The 23,858-nt window shown below is 67.2% G+C and carries 19 protein-coding genes and 2 pseudogenes; 13 read left to right on the top strand and 8 right to left on the bottom strand.

Features of this window, described 5'->3' with window-relative positions; all coding sequences use genetic code 11:
• Nucleotides 1–58: 58 nt before the first annotated feature.
• Complete coding sequence (locus ACN260_RS23170) at nucleotides 59–1,201, top strand: DNA cytosine methyltransferase (protein ID WP_422753026.1); 1,143 nt, start codon at nucleotides 59–61, stop codon at nucleotides 1,199–1,201.
• 414 nt (nucleotides 1,202–1,615) lie between these two features.
• Here the strand turns inward: ACN260_RS23170 and ACN260_RS23165 are convergent, their stop codons facing one another.
• From ACN260_RS23165 to ACN260_RS23135, 7 genes are all read right to left on the bottom strand, one after another.
• On the bottom strand, nucleotides 1,616–3,124 hold the full coding sequence (locus tag ACN260_RS23165; RefSeq protein ID WP_422753025.1) for a PIN-like domain-containing protein: 1,509 nt from the start codon (nucleotides 3,122–3,124) through the stop codon (nucleotides 1,616–1,618).
• A 51-nt stretch (nucleotides 3,125–3,175) separates the two neighbouring features.
• Nucleotides 3,176–3,766: a DUF6361 family protein gene (locus tag ACN260_RS23160; protein ID WP_422753024.1), complete on the bottom strand. Its 591-nt coding sequence runs from the start codon at nucleotides 3,764–3,766 to the stop codon at nucleotides 3,176–3,178.
• Nucleotides 3,763–4,533, bottom strand: a complete 771-nt coding sequence (locus ACN260_RS23155; protein WP_422753023.1) for a DUF429 domain-containing protein — start codon at nucleotides 4,531–4,533, stop codon at nucleotides 3,763–3,765. Before ACN260_RS23155 ends, ACN260_RS23160 begins: the two co-directional genes overlap by 4 nt.
• Nucleotides 4,534–4,800: 267 nt before the next feature.
• Entirely contained in the window at nucleotides 4,801–8,247 is a 3,447-nt protein-coding gene (locus tag ACN260_RS23150) for an AAA family ATPase (protein ID WP_422753022.1), read from the bottom strand.
• Between the two features lie 720 nt (nucleotides 8,248–8,967).
• Nucleotides 8,968–9,318 carry a hypothetical protein gene (locus tag ACN260_RS23145; RefSeq protein WP_422753021.1) on the bottom strand — a complete coding sequence of 117 codons (351 nt, stop codon included), beginning with the start codon at nucleotides 9,316–9,318 and terminating at the stop codon, nucleotides 8,968–8,970.
• Between the two features lie 69 nt (nucleotides 9,319–9,387).
• Nucleotides 9,388–9,933, bottom strand: a complete 546-nt coding sequence (locus ACN260_RS23140) for a flavoprotein (RefSeq protein WP_422753020.1) — start codon at nucleotides 9,931–9,933, stop codon at nucleotides 9,388–9,390.
• Complete coding sequence (locus tag ACN260_RS23135; protein WP_422753019.1) at nucleotides 9,930–11,267, bottom strand: hypothetical protein; 1,338 nt, start codon at nucleotides 11,265–11,267, stop codon at nucleotides 9,930–9,932. Before ACN260_RS23135 ends, ACN260_RS23140 begins: the two co-directional genes overlap by 4 nt.
• Before the next feature lie 412 nt (nucleotides 11,268–11,679).
• Here ACN260_RS23135 and amcA (ACN260_RS23130) point away from each other — a divergent pair, with 412 nt between their 5' ends.
• From amcA (ACN260_RS23130) to ACN260_RS23100, 7 genes and pseudogenes are all read left to right on the top strand, one after another.
• Nucleotides 11,680–11,841: a multiple cyclophane-containing RiPP AmcA gene (gene amcA / locus ACN260_RS23130; protein WP_422753018.1), complete on the top strand. Its 162-nt coding sequence runs from the start codon at nucleotides 11,680–11,682 to the stop codon at nucleotides 11,839–11,841.
• On the top strand, nucleotides 11,838–12,185 hold the full coding sequence (locus tag ACN260_RS23125; RefSeq protein WP_422753017.1) for a hypothetical protein: 348 nt from the start codon (nucleotides 11,838–11,840) through the stop codon (nucleotides 12,183–12,185). Before amcA (ACN260_RS23130) ends, ACN260_RS23125 begins: the two co-directional genes overlap by 4 nt.
• A 2-nt stretch (nucleotides 12,186–12,187) precedes the next feature.
• A complete protein-coding gene (gene amcB / locus ACN260_RS23120) occupies nucleotides 12,188–13,324 on the top strand; it encodes a cyclophane-forming radical SAM peptide maturase AmcB (protein ID WP_422753016.1) in 1,137 nt (378 codons plus the stop codon).
• Nucleotides 13,321–13,506: a multiple cyclophane-containing RiPP AmcA gene (gene amcA / locus ACN260_RS23115; RefSeq protein WP_422753015.1), complete on the top strand. Its 186-nt coding sequence runs from the start codon at nucleotides 13,321–13,323 to the stop codon at nucleotides 13,504–13,506. The genes amcB and amcA (ACN260_RS23115) overlap by 4 nt, the downstream gene beginning before the upstream one ends.
• A gap of 76 nt (nucleotides 13,507–13,582) precedes the next feature.
• Nucleotides 13,583–14,245: a pentapeptide repeat-containing protein gene (locus ACN260_RS23110; RefSeq protein WP_422753014.1), complete on the top strand. Its 663-nt coding sequence runs from the start codon at nucleotides 13,583–13,585 to the stop codon at nucleotides 14,243–14,245.
• A gap of 69 nt (nucleotides 14,246–14,314) precedes the next feature.
• Nucleotides 14,315–14,614 (top strand): hypothetical protein, encoded by a 300-nt coding sequence (locus ACN260_RS23105; protein WP_422753013.1) that lies wholly within the window; start codon nucleotides 14,315–14,317, stop codon nucleotides 14,612–14,614.
• A 487-nt stretch (nucleotides 14,615–15,101) separates the two neighbouring features.
• Nucleotides 15,102–15,452, top strand: a pseudogene (locus tag ACN260_RS23100) (cyclic-phosphate processing receiver domain-containing protein); the annotation flags it as partial.
• Between the two features lie 379 nt (nucleotides 15,453–15,831).
• Here ACN260_RS23100 and ACN260_RS23095 read toward each other — a convergent pair.
• Nucleotides 15,832–17,325, bottom strand: coding sequence for a hypothetical protein (locus ACN260_RS23095; protein ID WP_422753012.1), 1,494 nt, complete (start codon nucleotides 17,323–17,325; stop codon nucleotides 15,832–15,834).
• A gap of 554 nt (nucleotides 17,326–17,879) precedes the next feature.
• Between ACN260_RS23095 and ACN260_RS23090 the strand changes: the two are divergent.
• From ACN260_RS23090 to ACN260_RS23070, 5 genes and pseudogenes are all read left to right on the top strand, one after another.
• Nucleotides 17,880–18,038: pseudogene (locus ACN260_RS23090) on the top strand (pentapeptide repeat-containing protein); the annotation flags it as partial.
• Between the two features lie 259 nt (nucleotides 18,039–18,297).
• Nucleotides 18,298–19,128, top strand: a complete 831-nt coding sequence (locus ACN260_RS23085) for a M23 family metallopeptidase (RefSeq protein WP_422753011.1) — start codon at nucleotides 18,298–18,300, stop codon at nucleotides 19,126–19,128.
• A 414-nt stretch (nucleotides 19,129–19,542) separates the two neighbouring features.
• A complete protein-coding gene (locus ACN260_RS23080) occupies nucleotides 19,543–20,196 on the top strand; it encodes a hypothetical protein (RefSeq protein WP_422753010.1) in 654 nt (217 codons plus the stop codon).
• On the top strand, nucleotides 20,193–21,455 hold the full coding sequence (locus ACN260_RS23075) for a DUF6357 family protein (protein WP_422753009.1): 1,263 nt from the start codon (nucleotides 20,193–20,195) through the stop codon (nucleotides 21,453–21,455). The genes ACN260_RS23080 and ACN260_RS23075 overlap by 4 nt, the downstream gene beginning before the upstream one ends.
• Before the next feature lie 380 nt (nucleotides 21,456–21,835).
• Complete coding sequence (locus ACN260_RS23070) at nucleotides 21,836–23,494, top strand: glycoside hydrolase family 44 protein (protein WP_422753008.1); 1,659 nt, start codon at nucleotides 21,836–21,838, stop codon at nucleotides 23,492–23,494.
• Nucleotides 23,495–23,858: the final 364 nt, after the last annotated feature.

The raw sequence follows: 23,858 nt of genomic DNA, 5'->3' as shown, positions 1-23,858 counted from the left end.
AGTACGACCCTCGAAGCCAGTCGGTGCCGGTGCTCGTCGACCCACTACAGTCGCTGGCATGGCCCCGCGTACCGTCAAGATCTCTGCAGTCGACCTGTTCTGCGGCGTGGGGGGCCTGTCGTACGGGCTCAAGAAGGCTGGTGTCGGTATCGCTGCAGGTTTCGACATCGATCCGGCCTGCGAGTATCCCTATCAGGCCAATGTCCGCGCCCCCTTCCGCAAGAAGGACGTACGCGACCTGGACGCCGATGAACTCAGCGCGATGTGGCCGAAAGGGGCGATCCGTGTGCTGGCTGGATGTGCACCCTGCCAGCCGTTCTCCTCGTACCGCCGCGGCACCGACACGTCGCAGGAAGCACAGTGGCCATTGATCGACGAAGTCAGTCGTCTGGTCCAGGGTGCCATGCCCGAGATCGTCACCATGGAGAACGTTCCCCGCATCGGCAGCACTCCGATCTTCCAGACATTCGTCGCCAAGCTCGAGGAACTCGGCTACCGGGTGCGGTACGAGTCTTGCTACTGCCCGGCCTACGGAGTGCCCCAACAGCGACGGCGTATGGTTCTCGTCGCCTCTCTCCTCGGCGAGATCCGCGTACCCAAGGGTGGAGTCGGGGTAGCCGACTACCCTACCGTCGAACAAGCCATCGGCGATCTTCCACCCCTTCGGCATGGTGAGACCGACCCTGCTGATCGTCTCCACAAGAGCCGTAGCCTGACTCCGATCAACCTGGAGAGAATCAAGAGTTCGAAACCAGGCGGCACCTGGGAGGACTGGCAGGAAGAGCTCCGCGCACCCTGTCATCGTAGGTCGTCAGGATCCACCTTCCGCAACGTCTATGCCCGCATGGTGTGGAACGAGCCGTCACCCACCATCACGACACTGTCCTACAACTTCGGAGCCGGTCGCTTCGGCCATCCTGAACAGGACCGGGCCGTCTCACTGCGCGAAGCCGCGATCCTTCAGAGTTTCCCGCCTGACTACGAGTTCGTCGCTCCCGGAAAGCCGGTGCAGTTCGCTCCTCTTGGGCGGCTCATCGGCAATGCGGTGCCGCCGAAGCTGGCTGAAGCAGTGGGCGCAGCGATCGTCCAGCATGTAGAAACCGTCAAAGCGTCGATCCGACCAACACGACGGGGTGCCAAATCTCGGCCTTTCTCGGCTAACGTGCCTAGTTCCGTCCCGGTGTCCACGGCCGTCGCATGAACTGTTCTGCGTAGCGTTGGCGGAGGTGAACCGGCAGGTCGTATGGTACCGCCCGGCCTGCAGAAGACCGGTGCACCTGGTGCGACGAAAGTCGTTCGAGCCAGCCACGATCGACCAATGTCGCACCCTGGCTTTGGGTGTCATGTCGCGTGCCTGCCCCATCGGGCCAGTCCGCGAGTGCGCGGAGTGGCAGTGGGGATGCCCGGTCTACCAAACCGTATTCCGAAGTATTTCGGCTCCATTGCAGGGTGGCCGGTGTTGACAGATTCGTAGGGGCCGCTAGCCCTTGTGGACGCGGCTGGACTTCGCGGAGTCACAGGCGGCGACAGCAACTATCGCCGCCCGCGTCACTCGGACTTGCAAGGCCGTCGCAGACGTTCCGTCGCGGCGGTCGGCCATCTCAGGTCGATTGGCCTAGGAGCGCCGGACGAACTCGACCGTTTCAGTCTCGATCCGTACACCGCGAGCCTTGAATCCCGCCGATGCTACCGCTTTGCCCAGTGAGTTTTGCGGGGAGTACCAGTAGGGGAGGTGCTTGCGGGCAGAGGGTGCGAGTGTGTCGCCGAGGATGTCTTCGATCTCACCGAAAGTCATCGATGTCGACTCGCTGTCCAGCGCCGCCAGATAGTCAGCAAGGGGTTGGTACTTGCCGGCCGCTTCTGTATCCAGCCCTGGGCTGGGCGGTGTTGAGTTCGGATCGAGGATGTCCACGACCTCCGACGGGATTCGGATGGCACTCAAGGCACCTGCGTCGATGTAAACCGGCTTCATCATCGGTGTGACGGAGGGCGGCAGGATCCTCGCGGCCTGCAGGTCGCCGGTGATCCGGGTGGTTGGGCGGGTGATCCCGCGCAGCATGCGATCCTCGCGGTAGCCGCAGAGGGTATAGATGTCTTCGCGACTGATGGTGCCGCCTGCGGACGCGGCGGCAGTGATCACGTCGGCCAGGTCGCTTCGTCCTTCGCCGCGTAGCTTCTGAAGCAGCATGTCCACCGCTTCAGCCGTCCACTTGCCAGGCTCATTGATGTCTGCACGGTTGACGTCGGCGTCTCTGGCGGACTCGGGATTGACCTCGACATCGAGAGCCTGAGATCGGTTCAGCAGGTCACTGGCCCGCATCAGGAACAGGCGGTGGCCCGTGCTGTCGAAGAACTCTTTCGTCATCTCCTGTCGCGGGCCGATCATGTCTGGTCCACGGCGCCACCACCAGTCCTCCTTCTCGTCGTTCGTGACGATGATGAGGTCCATGTCCCGCGCTTTCGCCTCGTGGCATGCCTGTCGGTAGACGAGGAAGTCGCCGGCAGCGCCCTCTGGATACTGGTCGCCCTTTTCTGCGTCTAGATAGCCTGGAGGAATGAGTTCGTCGACGCGCTGATTGCCCTCGGCGATCAGGGCATCCCAGACCTTGTCCTCGGGGCGTGGGAGGACCCTGCCGGACAAGAGCTCGGAGAGTCTGCTCAGTACCGGGTCCGCGTCGGCCGGTGTGGAGGGGTGAACGCGGTCGGGCGTGGCTCGGTCGATCGCGTCTCGCAGGCGTTGGAATACGCCGTCGATGTCAAGATGCAAACGTTGCAGTTCGGCGTCGTCGATGGCCAGGTGCTTCGACCAGGTCTCGAGAGCCCGCGCTGCCGTTGCCCGGCTCTTCTCCAAGGCGGCGCGCGCTTCTCCCGTTGCTTGTTCAGGATTGCCGATGGCCCGAAGCCGATTGCGGTGGAACTCGCGCATTGCCTGGTACGGAACGACGAGACGGTCACCGAGCTTCTCGAAGATCGTCAACAGGTCCGCCGTCGTCCGAGCGTTGTAGCGGTAGAGGTTGAGAAGTACGTTTGCGTCTACCGCGACTAGCGCGGTGGTCAACGCCTGGCGCGACTCGGCCTCGCTTACCACTCGATAGCCTTCGAACCCGTCGAACAGCCCAACCATCTATGACCTCCCCAAGACGGACCTCATTGTTATCGATCCCATGGCGCAGTCCTATGGGCCGAGCGGCCGATTGTCGGTCTCCTGGTCCGCGCTTGTGGTCAGGCGGCCGAAGCGCAGCACGTTCCGAGCCAGGGAACGCGATGCCTGGCACTCTGCTGGCGCAACTGCTCGATCCCGCCCTTCATCCTGGGTCGGATGGTGATGCGCGTGGGACGACCCGGTGGCACTGGCCGAGCCGGAGTCGATCTGTCGATGATCCGCTTGTGCAGCAACGGCGTAGATGTTCGAGGGCAGGGTGCGGACCCCGACTCCGGCGCGCCTGCCGATCATGCCCTCCGTGTCTTCTCCGCGCAGCAGCGCGGCGATCACCTTCCGCTCGTTGCGGTCGACCCGCGCGGCGAGGCGGTCACCACGTAGCCCACGTTTCTGCGCCTCCTGGTAGCAGCAGGGCACGATCAACAGGTAACGTGCCCGGTTCTGCAGGACCGACGTGCCGGGAAACAGCAGGTCGCTGAACGCGTCGCGGACCTGGCCGACGCCCAGTTCGTCCCGGCTCTCCGTGTCGCTGAAGAGCTTGAGCAACTCGCGCATGCGTTGCTGATCCTCGCGAGACGTGTCCAGCCAACTCAGCCATGAGGTCATGAGCGCCTCCCGCCGGCTTCGGTGACGTCGACAAGGTCGCTGAGCGGCCCCGTGGGCAGGGCGATCCAGCCCTCGGCCCCTGTGACCTGCCGCTGCTCGTCGTCGGGCCGGGTCGCCCTGCCTGTCGCGGTGGCACGTGCGTTGAGGGCCGCGACGACCGCGTCGAAGGCGTCGTGGCTGCGGCGACACAGCGTTTCGGAAGCGCCCAGCTTGAGCCAGGGTGCGGCCGCGCAGAGCGCGGTCACGAGGTCGGCATGCTGCGTCTTCTGGCCCCGTCCCTTGTAACCGCGGTACGTCAGTCCCCAGCGGCACAGGGCCGCGGCCGGGTACACCTCGACGATTCTGCCGTCGCCGCACCGGTCGACGTCGTGTCCGGCGGCGGCCAGCATCGCCAACAGCCCGGCGCACCGGAAAGCGGCATGGGCGATCCGGTCCGCGGCCACGCTGAGCGGAATGATGCCGGTCGTCTCGCGTACCACCTCGTCGGTCAACCGGTAGGCCAGGCGACGCCGCCACCGTGCGGCATCGCCGTCGGCGACGGAGACGTGGCCGGACCGGTGGGCCGTGACGAGCGCGACGAAGGATTCCGGCCAGCCGAGCGGGCAGTCCAGCCCGACCTTGTCCGCGTTCTGGCTGGCCTTCACGATCTGGGCGTCACCGACGTCGAGGACCAGATTTCGCACCACTGCGCCGTCCGACAGCCATTCGATGGTCGCCATCGCCGTACGCTTGTCCGCCGCTGCGAGGTCGACGCCGAGGGTCAGCACCGCAACACTCTAGGTGCCGTTCATGTGCCGAGACATGGATCGACCGACCGTCGTTGTAGGACGTTCAGGTACGCGTGACCCCGCCGATCGGCGAGTGAGAGTGGGCCCGGGTCCGTGTGAGTGCTTCTGCGCCAGCATGGCCCGGGGTCGACCGTGATCCGTGGCTAGATGATGTACAGAAACTTGATGATCTTCTGAGCCGGTCATGCTCGTCTTGCTTCCCCAGACGGCGGCGGCTCTACGTAAAGCCGCCCAAGCCTGACACCATCATGACCTTGCCGGGGCACTGGTGCCGGAGGGCACGTCGTAACGCTGGCGCTCCGCATCGGTCAACGCGCGGAGACCGGGCGGCACGATCACCGGCTGGTCGTGCTGCGGGACCTCCCAGGAGAGAACCTCGCCGTGCTGGAACGTCATGGTGAGCCGGGCGGGCCAGGAGAAGTCCGCGATATCGTCCCGCCGTTCCGTCTGGAGGATCGCGAGTTCGCGGCCGGACATGCCGTCCCAGAGATAGATTTCTCGTTGCTCCGACACTGCGGCAAAGATGCCGTTGTCAGGCGACCAGCAGAGGTGCTTGGTGGGTAGGTCGCAGCGCGCGATCTCGGTGGCGTTGTCGACGTTCCATAACCAGAGCGCGAGGTTCGATGACACTGCCAGCCGAGAGCCGTCCGATGACCAGGCAAGGGCGCTGATGACGCCGTCCGCGGCTTTCCAACACCACGAGCCCAGCTGCACGTTTGAACCGCTGGCTACGGCGAGTGCCGGGTGTCCTGGTCGCCATGCGATTGGCTGTTCGAAAGACCCCAGCTTCGATGACGACACGGTGGTCCGAGAAGCCACATCCCAAACGATCAAGCTTTGCTTCATCGAGGGGTTAAGAATCGAGTCCGGGTGGTAACGGAGGGCGATCATGTCGCCTGAGGGGGACCAGCTCAACGCCGGGCCGCTCACTGCCTCGGGCAGATGAACAGCACTGACGATTCGGCCTGTGGCCGGGTCCCAGAAGCACAAATCGGAACCGTCTATGCAGGCAATCAGCTCGCCTTCCGGAGACCACGCCACTGCTGAGGGACGGTTGAACCTTTCAAGCGCCTTATGCGGTGGGTAGGGGGCCACGATGCGCGGAACACCATGTGCTGCCACGACCACCGTGTTCCGGTCGGTTGGGTGATAGTCCATCGTAGTCAGCCAACCCGACGGCCGGACCTCCCACTCGCGCTGGTCTCGGTGGTACATCGCGATGGCGCCGTCCGAGCGTCCGACCATGATGCGGCTCCCGCAGGGAGACCAATGCACGGTCTCAGCGCTTCCCGCATGCCGTATCCGATGGTCAGTCGTGCCATCCTCGGGAGAGCTGATGACCACTTCCGTCGGGGTGATCTGCGCCAGTAGCCGTCCGTCAGGGGACCAGGAGATTCCGAAGCAATCCGGCGATTCCCACCGGATGGGTTCACCGCCGGTCGGATTGTGGATCTCCACAAGCTGGTGAACTTCCACAAGGTCGTCGGTATCGCCGACGTACTGCGTGCCGAGTACGGCGAGCCGGTCACTTGCCGGTGACCATGTGACGGCTAGCACCTCCTCGATCGCGGTATCGCTGTGGCAGACGGCCGGGCCGGAAGAGTCGAGCCTCCAGATGCCGAGCCGGTGGCTGTCGGCGGCGGCCAACATCGTGCCGTCCGCCGTACCTGCCAGGACACATCCGCTTGCCACGTCAAGCGTGTGGAGCGAGTGTGGTGTGCCGTCCCGCAACTCCAGGACCTCAAGCTGATTCAGGCCGACAGAACACGCGAAGCGCTCGTTACCAATCCAACAGAACCAAGCACGACGCGCCCTGCCCTCCGGAGCGAAGCGCCACAGTCGGTGCCGGCACCGTATATCCCACAGTTCGACGTGGGCGCGTTCGTCGAAAGAGGTGACCAACGCATGCCGACCATCCGGGCTCATATGGCGTTTGTAGAACTGTGAGATGTCGCGGTTCGCACGGTCACGACGGAAGGGCTCGCTGGTCAGCCACTCGCTGGCTGCCAGCTCGCCGGCCGAGTTCCAGGTGCACACCAGGCCTACCTTGTCGAGCGTGGTCATGCCCCCGTCCGGGGACCACGATACCGAGAGGACCGGGCTGGAGTGACCTGCGACGAAGAAGCTCCTGCTGGCCTGGCCGGTCAGCGCCCAGAGCGTCATTCCGGCCGCGGGTGACCGGTGGAACTCCTCCACCGCCGTCGCGGCCAAGGCGAGAGCCAGCTCGGGATCCTGGTGTCGAAGACGCCGTGCGCTTGCAGCTATCCCGTCAGCAATCCGCGACTGCTCCTTCTCCGCAGCCGCGACCGAGGCATCGAGGTAGGCGGTGATCGTCCCCGACGTGATGCCCTCCGACAGGTCGGCGACAGCCTGCCGGAGCGCTGCGCCCCGCAGCAGCTCGTCCGCGCTGGCGGAGACCGCCCAATCGACCGCGCGCTGCTCGAGCAGAGTCAGCCGGCGTAGCCGTTCCCTGTTCTCGTCGATCAGCCGGGACATGACGGACCACCGCCGGAAGATCGCGTCGTGGGCCAACTCGAACGCCTGTCCGTCCTGAACATCGACGATGAGGCGGGCGTTCCGGAACTCCTCCACCACGGCCATGCTCACCGGGTCGAGCACCGAGCGTGGCACCCGGCGCCGGATCGGCTCGCCGTTCTCGTAGCCGACGAAGCGCAGCAGCGTAGCGTCGACCGCGGTGTTCTGCCCGGCGAGCCGGTACACCTCGTCCGCCTGGTCAGCGATCGCCCCGGAGACCCTCCCCAGATGGTCGTAGGAAGCCAGGGTCACCACTCCACGGTCTGCAGCGTCGTAAAGCCTCCGCAGCACCAGAGCCAGCAACGGCATCGCGTCGCCCATCGTGGCCTCGGCGACCATCGCGTCGACCAGACCCGGTTCGAAGGCGACTCCCGCAGCATGGGCCGGCTGCTCGATCGCCTCGCGGACATGCCCAGTGTCCAGCGGCCCGATAGGAATCGGCTGCGAGAAAAGCGACTGCTGGAGGCGCGCGGCCTGGGCTAGATACTCGGGCCGCATCGTGGCCAGGACGGACAACGAGGGATGGCCGGTCAGCGCGGCCTGTAGCAACGCGACGAAAGCGCCGCGGTCCTCCGGTGAGGAGAGCGTGAACAGATCCTCCAGTTGATCGACGACAAGTACCGCCTGCCCACTTCCTACCAGCCTCAGGACAGGGCCGGGGTGCCTGTCGCGGAGCCGGCCCGCCGTGCACACGTCATCGTCCGGCGCGACGGCCTGCGCCAGGGCCAGGAATGGGTCTGCGCCCGGTCGCATCGGGCCCAGCACCCGCCAGCCCTTGCCCAGTGCGGGCAGGACACCCGCGCGCACGATCGACGACTTGCCAGAACCGGACGGCCCGACCAGCACGAGGAAACGACCGGCCGGCGTGACTGCCGAGCGATGGATCCGGGTGGTGATCTTGCCGATCTCCGCGTCTCTGCCGTAGAAGACGCCGGCATGCGCGCTGTCGAAGGGCGCGAGGCCGGGATACGGGTTCTCGCTACTGGCCCAGGTCCGTGCCGATCGGTGGTGGTCGAGCCAGGTCCAGCCGACCCAGAACAGCGCAGAAGCGGGAACCCAGATCCATGGCCAGCGGGTCAGCGGCTGCAGCGGGCCCCACCAGTTGCCCGTCTCCGCGGTGAGGATGTTGATTGCGAAGCCGAAGAAGATGCTGGTCAACAGCTGCTTGATGTCAGCACTGGCCGCACTAAGCGATTCCACCGGGCTACCCCTGCCACGTGCCATTCACAGACTCTACTTACGATCCACGGACCGTGCGGTGGCGGCGGACTGCATACGGCGACATGACCGACGGCGCCACTGCGGCGTGGGCGCTGCTGACCATGAGGACCTGTACGACAGGCCGGCATCGCCGGACCGAGGCCTTTCGCACCATGACGGGTGACCCGAGGCCCACCGGGTCGTGGAAGAGAGAGCGTGCCTGACGCGATTCAGGTCACCGACCGGTGGTACCTGCCGAGGAACCTCAGCGATGCGGTCGAGAAAGCCATCATCCGTGTTGCGTCTCGGCGGGCGCTCTGTGGGTGCTCAGGCGCGATGGACGGGGCCGGCACACGAGGGACTGGGTTGGACGCCGTCCCGCTGAAACTGGGGCCTGACCGCGAACAGATGGACTCACGCGACCCCGTGGGACCAGACGACTCGACCAAGATCAACCTCTTAATCTGCGGGTTCGGGGTTCGAGTCCCTGGCGGCGCACCACCAAAAAGGCTCTGACCTGGGGTTTCACCCTGGGTCAGAGCCTTTTGGCGTTGCTGTTCGTGGTTCGGTGTCTCGGTGGGTGCTCAGGAGCCGTTGGACCATTCCGTGCCCGCGTGGACCGGGGCCTACATCGGTGCACCTGGCGCTCCGGCCGGCGGGTGTTTTCGATTGCTGGTTTCAGACTGGTTCCGGTGGGTGGTGGGCAACGACTGCTGCTGCGGGGATGCAGTCGTCGATGAGGAGGGCGACGAGTTCGTCGAGTAGTAGTTCGAGGTCGTCGGGGGTGGTCAGGTCGTAGTGCTTGTTGACGATCCGTTCGTCGGCCACGCGGACTGTCTCTAGTTCGGCCTCGCCGGTGCTCCAGATCGTTATCGCGGCGAGCCATGACGGGGACTCGGCCTCACTGATGACGATCGGGTTGCCGTGGTTCGGCTCGATCGGTCGGGTGTGCCATGTCATGCCCAGCCGCGTCCACGTCTGGGCTCGGGCCAGCACGGCGTCGGACAGTGTTTCCAGTGGGAAGGTCACGCCCCCGACTGTCACACGCTCTGCGCGGGAGGGCTGGCGCCGGTCCCGGACGTGCCCAGGTCGAAGCGGTCAGGCGGCATGCCGGGCTGCGATCTCGAATGCCTTGGTCCAGGGGAAGGTGAGCCGTCGGTCGTTGCCGGTGCCGGGTGGGTGTGGTTCCCAGTCGTGGTCGGGTCCGAGGAGGATGTGTACGCCTTCGTCGCGGAGGTTGGTCACGGCGCGGCGGTAGGGGTGTCGGGCGGCGAGGGCGGTGTTGACGAAGGGGACGATGACGGTGGGTACGTGTCGTCCGATGAGTTCGGCGATGGTGGTCATGGCGTAGTTGTCGGCGAGGCCGAGGGCGATCTTGTTGATCGAGTTGTAGGTCGCGGGTGCGACGACCAGTGCGTCGGCGGCGGGTAGCGAGCGGCGGACGCCCGGGGATGCCCGGTAATCAGATCGCACGGGTGCCCCGGTCAGTTCTTCGACGGCTGCGATGTCGAGGAAGCTGGTCGCGTGGGGCGTGGCGGTGACCGCCGTGGTCCAGGACCGTTGGTGTGCGGTGTTGATCAGGGTGGTGACGTCGGGTGCGGGACCGGCGGCGCAGACGACGATCTGGAGGTGCCCTGCGGTCACCGGGGGATCCCGGCGGTCCGGGTGAAGTCGACGACTGCGGCGCGTACCGGGCCGGTGGCGAGGTGGGCGAGGTCGTTGGCGAGGCGGTGGACCGCCGGGCGGCAGCGGATCTCTTCGGGTGCTACCTCATACGCGGTGCGGAGGGCGTTGAGGCCCTGTTCGTGGCGTCCCCACTGGGTGTAGGCGCGGGCCACGTCGACGTGGAGGGTGGCTTTGCGTTCGGCGAGAGTCACCTTGCCGAGGGGGATGGTGCGGGCGATAGTGATGGCGGTGCCGGCGTCGCCGAGGGTGAGTGCGATGTTGACCCGGTGCAGCAGGACATTGGTGGCGCCGAAGCCGGTCCATCGGTCGTTGCCGTCGTAGCCGAGTCGGGTCGCGGCGCGGGTGGCCTCGTCGAGCATCGTGTGTGCGGTGTCCCGGTCGTCGCGGCGGGCTGCGGCGACGGCCCCGCGTAGGACGAGGGCGCCGTACACGGCGACCGCGTCGGTCGACGCGAGGCGGGTGTCCCGGTCGAGTAGGCCGGCTGCGGATGCGGCGAGGGTCACGGCCTGCTCGTCGTGGTGGTTGCTCATCAGGGCGTGGGTCATGATCCGTGCGCTCGCGGCGATGGCGACCGGGTCCTGGCTCGTTGCGGCGGCTCGGGTGCTCCGCTCTGCGGCGACCAGGGCCATCCCACGGTCGCCCAGCTTGAGTAGGACGCTACCGACGACGTGGTACAGCTCGGCGGCCAGGACGTCGACCTGCCTTCGCTGTGTGCCCTGCGCGTCCGTCCTGGCGGGTTCGAGAGCGGGTAACAGCGTGCCGAGCCGGTCGAGGACCCGTTCGTATCGGCATGCCTGGTAGTCGCGTTTGACGGCGGCCACCTTGCGGACAAGCTGCTGCACGGACAGCACTGTGGCGGGTTGTTGCCGGGGCGAGACGAGCGCGTCGAGCACCGGCGCGACGCCGGGGGCAGCGGCGACGCTGACCGCAGCGCTGCGCAGGAAGTCTCGCCGTTGCACGTCACCATCCGAGTCCGAACCGTGGTGGCTGTCCTGACCAGTATCGGTATCCGGGCCGGGGTGCGGTGGCGTGGTGCTCGCGGCTGCACCGTTGGTGCCCGTCGCCCGCAGGGCTGCGAAGCGTTCGCGGACGTCGGGGGTGGCTCGGGCCAGCACGGTGTCCAGCGCGGCCTGCATATCGGCGCGGGGAATGACGTTGTCGCCCTGGCTGCTCCACTTGGCCACCGTCCGGCGGGCCGCGCCCAGGTGCTCGGCAAAGGCGGTGACGCTCATCCGCGCCGCCTGGCGTAGGGCGGTGGCATCCCGGCCGGTCCAGGTCGTGATCGGAGCCATCGCACGTCCTCCCGACAGGGACCGTCTCCTGCCTGGTGATCGTAGCGGCACCTGGGGTTACCGCAGGTGCACCGGCGGTGCACCGACAGGACATTCCGTGCATGCCCTGCCCCGGGCGAGGGTGGGTGTACCGAGCCGCCTTTCCAGGGCGCGCCGGTAGGTCAGCGGCAGTCTCAGAGCAGGGAGCTTCGGATGGATGTGCCGAGCGGTGACAGGACGGAACGCGACCCGACGCCTCCGCAACTGCCGTCACCGGCCAGTCCGCCGGCAGCGCTGGTGACTCCTCGCTCTCGTACCACCAGAAGGCGGGTGGCGGTCACCTCGCTGCCGAGCCGCGGGCCGGCAGCGGTGGGTCCACCGGGCCCCGGTGGACCCACCGCTGCGAAGGACGCGTCGTGACGGGGGAGCGGGCATGACCGTGTACGTCTCCCGCTTCGCGAGCGGTCAGCAGGAGCGGCCCGGCCCACCGGCGTCGACAGAACCCATGCCGGCGAGGACGGCGGATCCGCCGCTGTTGACCCATGTGTGGCGTCGGTTCTTCGCGCAGCGGACCCGAGGGGAGATCCGCCGGTGAGCGTTGACCAAAGCCCTCCGGCGACTGCGGCGGGCCGTCGCAGCCCGATGGGCCACGAGCATGTGCCGTCGCGTCCGCACTGGGGCTGCCGCGCCTGTGGCCATCCATGGCCCTGCGACGGGGCCAGGAGCGCGCTCCTGGCGGAGTACGCGGGCAATCGGATCGGCCTGTTCCTCTATCTGGCCGGATGTCTGCACGAGGCCATCGACGACCTGAGCCAGCCGGACGTTAGCGGGACGAGCGACTGCGAGGACCTGTTCGACCGCTTCGTCGACTGGGCCAGGCGACGTGCCGGCTCTGCCGGGGCGACGACCGACGCATCAGCGTCTTCGAAGGAGGCGTGATCGTGAGCGGCATCGGTGTGATCACCGCTGTGGGGCGGCCGGCGATCGCGGAGGTGTTTCACACCCTGGTCGTGCAGCCGACGAGCTTCTGCAACCTCGACTGCGCCTACTGCTACCTGCCTGACCGCCGGTCCCGCCGTCTCATGACCGTGGAGGTGGCGCGGGCATGTGCCACCTCGATCGAGCAGCAGGGCAGCGAGCATCCCGTCAGCGTCGTCTGGCACGGAGGTGAGCCCACCGCCACGCCGATCGGCCACTTCCGAAACCTGCTCACCGCCTTCGAGCCGCTACGGCGAACGGGGCGGGTGCGTCACGAGATCCAGACCAACGCCACTCTGATCGACCAGCGGTGGTGTGACCTGTTCACCGCTTACCGATTCGAGATCGGTGTCAGCGTGGACGGCCCTGGCACCCTGAACCGCAACCGGGTCGACCGCGCCGGTAGGCAGACGGTCGATCGGACGATGCGCGGCGTTCAGATGCTCGCTGACGCGGGTCTGGAGTACTCGGTGATCTGTGTTGTCACTCCGGAGACCATCGACCACGCCGACGACCTCGTCGACTTCTTCACCGACCTGCCTGGGTGCCAGTCTGTGGGCTTCAACATCGAGGAGCAGGAAGGCGCAGCCCGGCTGCCCGTGTCGGAGGGCTCCGCGTACCGGTTCTGGCGGCGGCTCGTGCAACGCCGAACTGCCGGTAGCGGGCTGCGTATCCGTGACCTGGACCGGCTGGCCGATTACCTGACCGCCGTTCGCGCCGGACACGTTGACCACACACCCCATGAACCGATTCCCACGGTGTCCTGGGACGGCCAGGTCGTGCTCCTGTCACCGGAACTGCTCGGCATCACCGATTCCGAGTACGGGGACTTCATTGCCGGCAACGTGGTCGAGGAACCGATCACCGCGATGATCGGCCGGGCCGGCGGTCTGCGTTACGTGACCGAGTTCGTCACCGCGCTCAACGACTGCGCCGACCGGTGCGGGTTCTACGACTTCTGCCGTGGCGGACAGGCCGGCAACCGCTACTTCGAACACGGCACCTTCACAGTCCGCGAGACCAACTTCTGCCGCACCACCCGACAGGCCCTCGTCCGCGCCACCGCGGACCATCTCACCCCGACCGGAGGACCAGCATGACCGCCGCCCTCGCCGCCCTCGTCAACGCTCCGCCGCACCACCTCGACAGTCTCGGTGTCGCACCGTCCCAGGCGGTAGCGTCGATCGACGCCGCGAAGTTCGACAACCGGCCCACCTGGGAGAACCGTGGCAAATTCGACAGCAGTCCGGGCTGGGACAACTGGGACAAGAAGAAGCGCTGACAGTGAACTCCCGACACTCGGGTGGTGCGGCGGCCGGCCCGTCTCGCACCGCCCTCGGAATCAGGTAGAGGACCACATGCGGACCACGACAGTCGGCGAGCTGCGGATTCTGCTCCCGGAGCTGGACCCTGACGATCTCGACCCCATCAGTGACCCGACCGACGATCTCAGCGACGCCACCATCGAGGATGCCTTGTGGCGTGGCGGCACCCTGGACGGCGTTACTGTCCGTGGTAGCCGGCTCGTCGGTGTCGATGTGAGCGAGAGTGGTTGGGAGGGTGGGTCCCTCTTCGGCTGCGAGATCACCCGTGCCGACTTTTCCGGTGCCACCGTGTCCGGCGTCGGCATTGAGCGCTGTGCCGTCACGGGTTCCCGGTTCACCGGCACCCGGCTGACTGATGTTCGGTTGAAGGACGTGCTGTTCGAGGGATGCCGCTTCGACTACGCGTTCCTCACCCGGGTCACCGCCGCCGGAGCCGTGGCCTTCGTGGACTGCCTTCTCACCGACGCCACGTGGTCGTACTGCCGCCTACCCAACATCGTCCTGCGGTCCTGCCAACTGGCCCGCCTGGAACTCGACTCCTGCCACCTCCATGGCGCTGACCTGCGAGGCAACGGCCTGCACGACCTGAAGACCGGTCTCGGCAATCTGCACGGGGTCACCCTCGACGAGGACCAGCTACCCGATCTCACCCACCTGGCCGTTCAGGATCTCCACCTGACCGTGCGCAAGCGGTGACAGGGCCGGTTCTCATGCCCTGCCGGTCGCCCGCTGCACAGCACACGAACACATCGGGAGAACAACGTCGTGGCCTATCACCCAGGGCCGAACAACCTGCTTCGCGCGGCTCGGCTGGCGCTGCCGTCTCCGTCCGGCTCGGGGCGGCCGATGTCCCGGCAGGAGTTGGCTGACGCCGTCAACGCCCACACCCACGCCCACGCGGGATGCCGCAGCGCCGGTGACGCCCGCTACATCGGCAAGCTCGAACGAGGGGAGCACCGGTGGCCGTTCGAGCCGTACCGCACGGCGTTGCGGGAAGTCCTCGGTATGACGACCAACGCTGATCTCGGCTTCTTCATCATCCAGGGACACGACAAAGGATCCTGAAGCGAGCCCGGAGAAACCAGGACCAGAAGCTAACTGGACCTCACCCCCGGTGTCGACCCGGGCCGCCCGGTTTCGGTAGTGATCGCGGCTGGTCCGGTCATCATGGCCCGAGCGGCGGCGGTACGGGTGACCGTGAACGTCCACGCCGAGACTGTTACGGCGTTGGTCCGTCACGACGACGCGACCGGCGCTGTCGCGGTCCTCGCGGGACCCGTCGAAGTGATGATCGAACCGTCGGATGTCGCGCGGGACCGCCTCGCGGCTCGCCCGAGTGTGCCCTCGGCTACGACAACGGACCGAGGCCTTCCACGCAGCCTCGGCTGCCGACGAGTAGCTTGCCGGCCGACCCACCACCTCCACGATGACGAGCGTCTCGAGCCTCATGACCGACCATGATGGCCGGCGCAGTCCCTACAACGACAGGCTCCCGCTCTCGTCGCGGCAAATCCGGATGTCAGATGATGACGGTGCCAGGCATCATCATCGCGTGGATGCCCGTCGAACGATCGTCCTGGTCGATGACCTCCGTTCGTTCGTAGATGGCCGTTGCGCGGAGGTGGCCCGCACCAGCACCGCCGGAGTGGAACTCCTCGATCGGTATCGCGACCGGCACCTGGACGAGCTGTGGCTGGACCACGACCTCGGTGGGGGCGACACGATCTGGCCGGTCGTGGAGGTTCTGGAGCGGGCTGCCTTCGACAACCGCCCCTTCGACGTCGGCGTCATCAACGTCCACTCCGCCAATCCGGCCGGTGCCGCGAAGGTCGCCCAGGTCCTCCTGCACTGGGGGTATCGGGTCCGCGTCGCGTCGGGCTCCACGGACGTCTGCTACCTCGACAGCCTCGGGCGAGCTGACCGACTCGAACGCGCCGCCCGACGGTTGTCACATCCGGGGCGGCAGATCCGAGCGCGGGTGGGAGATGTCACGCTGATGCTGCGACGACGTTGAATAATCCGCAGGTGGATGTTGCCCATGCGCTCGCCCGTGCTGCGGCCATGGTCCCCGCTGATGTCGTCAATGAGGCCGGCGTGACGGTGGTGGACGTCCGCGAGTACCTCGACCACGACGAGTGGGAGGTCGCGCTCGACCCCACAATCCGTCGTTGCTGGGTGGTCGCGCTCACACCGGATCGCGGAATTGCACTAAATGTCCGCAGCTCGGAAAAGTTGTGTCGCGTCAGCTGTGCGGTTCGTGGCCTCGTACCCCAGTTTGCCGATCACCCGCTGCGCTTCACCAATGTAGTTGGCGCGGCGTCCGCGTCAGGAAGCGTGCGTGTGCCTGCGGCGATGGCCTCCACGCTGATGAACATCGCGCCCTCGCCGAGTTCCTGTTCGGGGTACGCGTACAGCGTCACGCCGTTCTGGTCCCTGTCGCTGCACGGCTCGATGCCTACGCCCTTCGCATCCCCTGTAGCTAGAGGTACGTCGCGGGTTGTCGCACGATCGGTGACACGGCAGCGCACACTGTGACGGACCACGCCGTCGGCGCTGATCATCCGAAGCAGTAGGTCTGTCTCGGGCGCCTCCTCGGGGCTGGCGATGGAGACGTCGACGAACAGGAGGTTCTTGGTATAGATCGCGCAGTAACCGTAGACCTGTCGTTCTGGCTGGTACGGCTGCTCGGGTTGGCAGGTCGGTTTGTGAACGGAGCCGTCCCGAGCTGTCAGGTGTGCCCATCGTTCAACCAGTATCGCGGCTTCCTCGGAACGTTTGGCGTCGAGGCGACCAAATTGCGCCAGCACGGAGGCGTTTTCTCTGAGGCACCGTTCGTCGCGGCCGAGGCCGGCGTTGAGGTTGTCGTACCCGTCGCCTGACTGAGCTACCCACGCTGCCCGGCCCACTTTGAGCGGATGATCAGTGTCATCCAGCTTGAGTGAAACGTTAGCGACGTAGAGCCGCGCGTCCCAGGACTCGATGCCCTGTTCTCGTGGGCCGACCGTCAGCGTGAAACGCTCGGACCGGTGTGGTTCCACCTCGAATCGCATGCCATGCCGCACCGTAAAGGGACGTGCTGGCGCATCCTGTGGTAGGGCCACGTCGTAGTTCGCTTCGACCTGAAGTGGGCCGCCGGTCTGGGCGCAATCCTCCAAGTGCTCAGCGAACACTACCTCCACCGCCGCTTCCACGATGACAGCGGAAGCGCTTCCGTTATTTTTGACGGTGATGTCGATCGGCGTGGTCGATACCTCGAGTGGGCCACGGTCGGTGCGCTTCTCGGGCCCGTCACCCATGCTCCCAACCTCGAAGCTGGTTCCACCGACGGCGGCCGGCGGAGCCACACTATATTCAACGAGGCGCACATCTGCGGTGGCCGCCCATGGCTTCATGTAGAGGACCGCGACAACAACGGCGACCAACGCGACCACCGCGAAGATCATGACCTTCGGGTTGAGTACGAGGCTGATGAACGGCCAACTGTTGTGCTGGACGTTGCCCGATGCCTGGTTTACCTGTACGCCTTGTGAATAAGAGATGTTGACCGGTCCTGGCGGCGCACTGCTTGCACTGGATTCTGGTGCCGAAGGTGGCGGTTCGACTGGAAGAAGATAAGGTGCTCCGAGTGCGGTGATAGCGACCAGTACACTGATGGCGCTGGCCAGTTTGTCTGCCCTGTCCAGTCCGACTAGCGAAAAGTATGAGGCGAGCGCGGCAATCGCAGCGAATGCGACCGCGCGGCCGATCCACACTTTCTTGGCCGTTCGTCGCAGCACGGAATGCTCCTCATGACTCGCTATCGGCGAGGGCATGGTATCGGCATCCCCGCAGATTCGCGGCCGTTGTCACCTGACGCCTTCCCGACAGTTGGCGGATGGTGCACGACATATGCCCGATATGCATAAATCGTCAGATCTGGCGTCGTGCGGCGTGATGCTCGATATCTGCCCGTTGCATAACGCAGCTACTTCGGTTACCGCCGCTGTCGGAGGGGCGGCCGTCGGATGTGGACCGAACTCGGCGAAGGTGTGTCACCTGACTCCGGTCGCCTGCACAAGATTCTCGGTGGATTGAACAAGATCATCTTTCTTGGACGTCGTCGGATCATCGCTTGCCGCCTTGGCCTTGAACAGAATCGCCATGGGCGCGGTCGGCGGGCTTCTTCGCTATTCGTGAGGCTAGCAGCTTGATTTATGCGACAACTGCGAGTGAATTCTCGCCTTTCCTGGGTGGGAAGGCGCCTTGGTCAAGGGCACGGTTTCTTGGGAAAATGCTTCTCGTTGCCTTGCCGGGTCGTAGCAGTGCAATGCGAAAGGGAAGCCGCCTCGCCTCCTGCCACCTCCATGGCGCTGACCTGCGAGGCAACGGCCTGCACGACCTGAAGACCGGTCTCGGCAACCTGCACGGGGTCACCCTCGACGAGGACCAGCTACCCGACCTCACCCACCTGGCCGTTCAGGATCTCCACCTGACCGTACGCGGGCGGTGACACAGCCCCTCTTCTTCCCTGGCCGGTCGCCGGCTGCGAGAGCACACGAACACCTCAGGAGAACGACGTCGTGGCCCACCATCCAGGGCTGAACAACGATGCTGGTGAGCCCGTAGGAACCAGAACCAGAACGTGGCCGGACATCACCCGCACCCGGCGCCGACCCGGAGCGCCCGCTGTCGGTAACGGCGGCAGGCGGTCCGGTCCCCACCCCAGGGTCGACCTTGCCCCGCGTCGGACGGGGCCGTAGGTTGCATTGATGATCCTGAGTGGGGAGCCGTGCCCCGACCCTCCTTGCAACGGCGGCCACGGCGGCCCGCGACCCGAGGAGCTCAGTGGGATCGCCTACCTGCGAGGTCTCACGAGACGCGGGTTCGTCACGAGCGTCGCGCTGGCGGCGTCGGGGGTGTCGGCCGCCTTCGCGTTGCTTCCCGACACCGCTCGGGCCGCCGGCAGCTATCAGCGGCCGTGCGGGAACGTCCGGATCTCCAGCTCGTGGCAGGACCACCGGAACCGTACGCCGCCCTCGGGTGAGCCGGGCACCGACTACGCGGTCGGCACCGGAACTCCCGTGGTGGCCGCAGCGAACGGCACGATCCGTCTCGTGAAGACCGACACCTCCACCGCGACCGGACGCGTGGTGGGGATGGCCCACGACGACGGCAACTACACCCGGCACCTGCACCTGTCGCGGATCGCCGTCACCACCGGCCAACGCGTGTCCCGGGGCCAGACGATCGCGTACTCCGGCTCCTCGGCGAACGGCAGCGAGTCCGGCGTGGGACCGCACGTGCACACCAGCCTCTGGCTGAACACCGGCGCTCCGACGAACTTCGGCGCGACCGTCGACTTCGAGAACCACGTCGGGGACGCCACCGACCCGAACCCACCGGACCAGGAGGTTGATGAAGTGTTCATCGCGAACGTGCGGGGCAGTTGGTATCTCGTCGTCCCGCAGGGCACCGCCAAGCCGCGGGCGGTGGTCCTCGGAGGCGACAGCAACGCTGCGGCCTCCGGCCTGCCCGTCCTGAACTTCACCTGGGATCCGTCGATCAACGCGCTCCGGGCGGCGGTCGACGGCATCGGCTGATCCCCAGCGGCGTCCGCCGGTCGCCCGGCCGGAACCGGTTCGCGTGGTGTCGGCTGGTGAGGGTGATCAGCCGGGCGTGTGGCCGTGTTCATGGACAGCCTGCGGACGCGTGGTCGCCCGGTGCGCCGGTTGCCGAGGACGTAGCGGATGAAGTTCCAGATGATCCGGTCGTAGCCGCGCCTGCTGCAGTACGGGGAGGTCCCGGAAGCCCTGGAATACCGGCAGTGCCCCACCCGGACCAAGGAACAGCCGGTCACGACCAGATGAGATCCGACAGAGCGCCACGACGCCCCGGCGGTGGTGCGGTCCAGCGTCCGTCGCCCGCGCGTGGTTCGTCTGTGACCAGGGCCGCAGTCGGGTCCGCCCTGATCAACTACCCTGGCGGGACGTATCCACCGAACCGGAGGACGAACCATGGCCCGCCCCTATCACCCCGGACCGAAACAGTTCGTCTTCACCACCGGCGACGGCGACGACCAGCAGGTCTCGGTGGACGACCCCCAGCAGGCTTACATGGCCTTCTCCGCCTTCTTCCGGGGGCGGGAGGCCGAGACCTACACCATCAGGGACGAAGCAGCGGGGCAGAGTTTGGTGCTCATGCCCGGTCGAGGGGTGATCTCCCGGATCCAGGGAGCGGACCAGCCCCGGGCGGAATATTTCCGGGCCGGCCGGGCCAACCGCTACCTGCCGAGCGCCATGCTGTTCTTCGAGAACGGCTACGCCGGCCTCGACCGCTTCGGCCAGTGGTTCTCCGACCTCGCCGACCTCGACGCGTCACCGGAGACCCGGGGTGCCGCCTTCGCCGCGACGATCACGACGGAGGAAGGAGCCCTCCAGGAGGTCGCCCGGATCTGGGCGGACTCCGGCTGTGTCGACCCGAGCGACAGGTACTACGTCTTCTTCCACACACGCAGTGCCGACGAGGACCGGGCCGAACGGGCCACGGTGCTGAAACTGATCGGGTTCCTCGGTCTGGAACGGGTCGACGCTCCGGCCGGAGCCACCGGGGGTGAGGTGTGGGTGCGCACCGATCCGCGCCTCGAGGTCGAGTGTGCGCGGTGGTCGTGAGCGACGTCGTCTTCGCGCGGGGCGGCTGGCTTCCGCGGGTGATCCGCGAGAACGGCGAGTTGAAGCTGATGCTCGGCGCCGGGGCCGACGCCAACCATGAGCCGCGGACCTTCACGTTTCCGGTCTCTGCGGTCCACCTTGCGGTGATCCGGGAGGACCTGACCCGACACCTGCTGCTGTGGAGCGCCGTTCTGCCGCTGTGCGACGCCGCCGGGACGCGGGGCCGGCTCGACGAGGACGCCGCCGTCGCGCTCCTGGATCCGGTCCTGCTCGCCCCGCCCGTGGAGGTCGACGCGCTCTTCCGACGCATCGGGTGGAACCGGGACCGGCTCGTCGCCCATGGCGCCGACCTCGACCTGCTCGACCGGGGGCAGGTCTGTGCGGCGCTGCGCCCGGCGACGGAGCGGGCGGACGAGAAGCGGGTCCAGGAGCACCACGCGCAGCGTCGTCGCGCCGAGCGGGGCGTCGTCCTGGGGCCGCTCGACGAGCAGGTGCTGCGGTACACGGGCCAGTATCTGCACGGCGCGACCGTGCCGAGGCGGCTGCCCGACGCCGTCGACCCCGCACTGCTGCCGGAGGTCCTGCGGGTGATTGCCACCGCCGAGCAGGCGTGCGCCGGGATGCGGATCGGTCTCGATCCGCGCCGGGGGAACCGGGCGACCGACAAGCGGGACTGGGACCGGCTCGCGTCGACCGTGGAGGCGGCCGTGCGTCGCGCGTACCCGGGGCTCGTCGACGACGCGGTGCGTACGGTGAGCTTCCTGATGTGCTCGGAGGCCGCGGACCGTGCCCGGAGCACACCTGTCGACGACGACGACGGCACCGTCGGCGACCACGCCGACGCCGGTGGGGGTACGCGCAGGACGACCCTGTCCTTCACCGACGACAAGGGCGGCCGGAAGACGTGGGTACGGGACGGTTCGCGGTCCGCCTCCGCCGGGTTCTGGCAGTTCGTCGCCGATCGCTCCGCCGCGGACAACGAGGTGTTCACCATCGAGGACGAGGAACGCGGCGAGGGGCTCCAGTTGCACTTCTACGCGGACTCCATCGCCCGGATCACGACGGTGCGCCACGGTGACGGCGGGGCGGACCCGCAGTACCGGGTCGAGTACGGCCTGGTCGACGGGATCGGCGGGTACCGGACGCTGGTGAGCGCCTTCGTCCGTGGTGGCTGCGCCGCACTCGACCGGTACGGTCCTTGGACGGCGGATGTCGCCGAGTTCGAACGGGCGCGGCGTCAGCGCGACGACGCCAGGTAGTCCGGGGAGGGCGGAGGCTGTCGCAGTCACGGGCTCGCAGGGGGAACCTCTGCCACCCGGTGGTGCCGGCCGGTGCCGGGTGCCGGACCGGCGGGCCGCGTAGACGCCTTGTTCCAACGGATCCACCGCAATCGCTCAGCGTGTCCGGGTGGGCATGCGCAGCCACCCGGACGGTTCGCATCAGATTCCATGGGTGCCACCCTGCTCGTCCGTCCGGCCACCGGCCCGTCCCGGGCGTGGAATTGCTGTCGACGCGACATTTTCAGCAGCACATAAAGATCGTCGACCGTCGATTCATGGAATCGATTGACTTGATATGGATGACCCGTAATGTGTATGGGGGTTCGGCCCCGGGGGCCGACCGGCGACAGGAGGCTCCGATGGGTGTGCGACGACGGCGTGAGCCACGACCGGCCACGGCGATCGGGGTGGCCGGATCTCTCGTGGTGGGGCTGCTGGCGACCCAGGCGGGCGTCGGCCCGGCCGCGGCTGCCACCGACGGGCCCACCCTGACCGTGGACGTCTCCGCCGCCCGGCACCGGATCAGCCCCGACATCTACGGCATGAACGGCGGGGATCCCGCGCTCGTCGCCGAACTCGGCACCCCGGTGGCGCGCTGGGGCGGCAACGCGAGCAGCCGCTACAACTTCAGGAACCACACCTACAACACCGGCAGCGACTGGTATTTCGAGAACATCGTGGCCGGGCCGGACAACACGGTCGAGGCGTTCGTGCGGCGCAACCGGGAACACGGCACGAAACAGGTGGTCGCCGTGCCGTTGATCGGCTGGGTGGCCAAGGACTCACCCTCGTCGCACCCGTTCGCCTGCGGCTTCCCCGCCACCCGCTTCCCGGAGCAGGACTCGTTCGACCAGTGGGACCCCAACTGCGGCAACGGCCGGCACGCCGACGCGAACCTGACCGGCGCGGTGCCCACGGACACCTCGGTCCCGGCCGGCCCGGCGTTCGCGGGCGAGATGGTGTCGCACCTGGTGAACCAGTTCGGCCCGGCGGCCCGGGGCGGTGTGTCGATCTACGAACTCGACAACGAGCCGGTCCTGTGGAGCTCCACCCACCGCGACGTGCACCCCGAGCCGGTGAGCTACGACGAACTGGGCGGCAAGGGCACGGCGACCGCCGCGGCCATCAAGGCCGCCGACCCCCGTGCGCAGGTGCTCGGCCCGTCCGGCTGGGGCTACTGCGAGTGGGTCGCGTCCGGCCTGGACGGCTGCGCGCCCGGCGCGGACGCGGCGGCGCACGGCGGGCTCAACCTCTCCCAGTGGTACCTGAAGAACATGAAGGACTTCAGCGACGCCCACGGCGGGAAGCGCTTCCTCGACTACTTCGACCAGCACTACTACCCGCAGATCAGCGGCGGTAGGGACCCGGACTCCAACGCGCTGCGGCTGCGGTCCACCCGCTCGCTGTGGGACCCGACGTACGTCGACGAGTCGTGGATCGGCCCCGGCGGGGTGAACGCCCCGCCGTTGCAGTTCATCCGCCAGATGAAGGCGTGGGTCGCCCAGCACTACCCCGGCACGAAGGTCGCCATCACCGAATACAACTGGGGCGCGCTGGACGACATCAACGGCGCGCTCGCCCAGGCCGACGTGCTCGGTATCTTCGGGCGCGAGGGCCTGGACCTGGCCACCATCTGGGGAGAGCCGAAACCGACCGACCCCGGCGCGTACGCCTTCCGGATGTACCGGAACTACGACGGCGTCGGCGGCAGGTTCGGCGACGTGAGCGTGTCGGCGGGAAGCAGCGACCAGGGGCAGCTCGCGGTCTACGCCGCGCAACGCTCGTCCGACCGGGCGCTCACCGTCATGGTGGTCAACAAGACGGGCCAGGACCTGACCTCCCGGACCGCGCTCGCCGGATTCCGCGGCGGGGACCGGGTGCAGCGGTTCAGCTACGGTCCGGCCGACCTCACCTCGATCGTGCGGGGCGAGGACCTCCGGGTGCACCGGGGCGGCGTCAGCGCGACGTACCCGGCGAACTCGGTGACGCTGCTCGTTGTGCCGCAACGTCGGCACTGAGGCCGCACGCAGACCCGGACAGCACCCAAGGTGGTGCCGTCGATCACGATTACGCATAGGTGGTTGACAATTGGTGGTTGCCTCCGCTGATGCCGACGCCTACGCTTCAGGGCAGCATTCCGTGACCACGGCAGGAGCGTGTGCGCGGGCGGCGGGGGTTCCCGGTGGCACGGGATGATCCCGACCGTTTCGCACATGGACCCTGCCGCCGAAGGTCACGGCATCTCCCAGTAACCCGCCAACGGCCGAGCCGCCCGGAGCGCCCCCGCCTCCCGGCGCGGCGGCCCATGTTCGCATGGCGGGTTCACTGTCGCACCCCCAGGACGACTGTCCAGCGGACATGTCTGTCGGTGGCCTGCGAAAG

It is taken from the genome of Micromonospora sp. WMMD708, assembly GCF_049315245.1.
GTDB classification, from domain to species: Bacteria; Actinomycetota; Actinomycetes; order Mycobacteriales; family Micromonosporaceae; genus Micromonospora; species Micromonospora wenchangensis.
This window is presented reverse-complemented; position numbering and strand designations above follow the sequence as displayed.

Bases quoted from the DNA above. Each gene is read 5' to 3' on its own strand.
- ACN260_RS23170 (WP_422753026.1), top strand. From the start codon at position 59: ATGGCCCCGCGTACCGTCAAGATCTCTGCAGTCGACCTGTTCTGCGGC.
- ACN260_RS23165 (WP_422753025.1), bottom strand. From the start codon at position 3,124: ATGGTTGGGCTGTTCGACGGGTTCGAAGGCTATCGAGTGGTAAGCGAG.
- ACN260_RS23160 (WP_422753024.1), bottom strand. From the start codon at position 3,766: ATGACCTCATGGCTGAGTTGGCTGGACACGTCTCGCGAGGATCAGCAA.
- ACN260_RS23135 (WP_422753019.1), bottom strand. From the start codon at position 11,267: ATGGCTCCGATCACGACCTGGACCGGCCGGGATGCCACCGCCCTACGC.
- amcA (WP_422753018.1), top strand. From the start codon at position 11,680: ATGACCGTGTACGTCTCCCGCTTCGCGAGCGGTCAGCAGGAGCGGCCC.
- amcA (WP_422753015.1), top strand. From the start codon at position 13,321: ATGACCGCCGCCCTCGCCGCCCTCGTCAACGCTCCGCCGCACCACCTC.
- ACN260_RS23110 (WP_422753014.1), top strand. From the start codon at position 13,583: ATGCGGACCACGACAGTCGGCGAGCTGCGGATTCTGCTCCCGGAGCTG.
- ACN260_RS23085 (WP_422753011.1), top strand. From the start codon at position 18,298: ATGATCCTGAGTGGGGAGCCGTGCCCCGACCCTCCTTGCAACGGCGGC.
- ACN260_RS23080 (WP_422753010.1), top strand. From the start codon at position 19,543: ATGGCCCGCCCCTATCACCCCGGACCGAAACAGTTCGTCTTCACCACC.
- ACN260_RS23070 (WP_422753008.1), top strand. From the start codon at position 21,836: ATGGGTGTGCGACGACGGCGTGAGCCACGACCGGCCACGGCGATCGGG.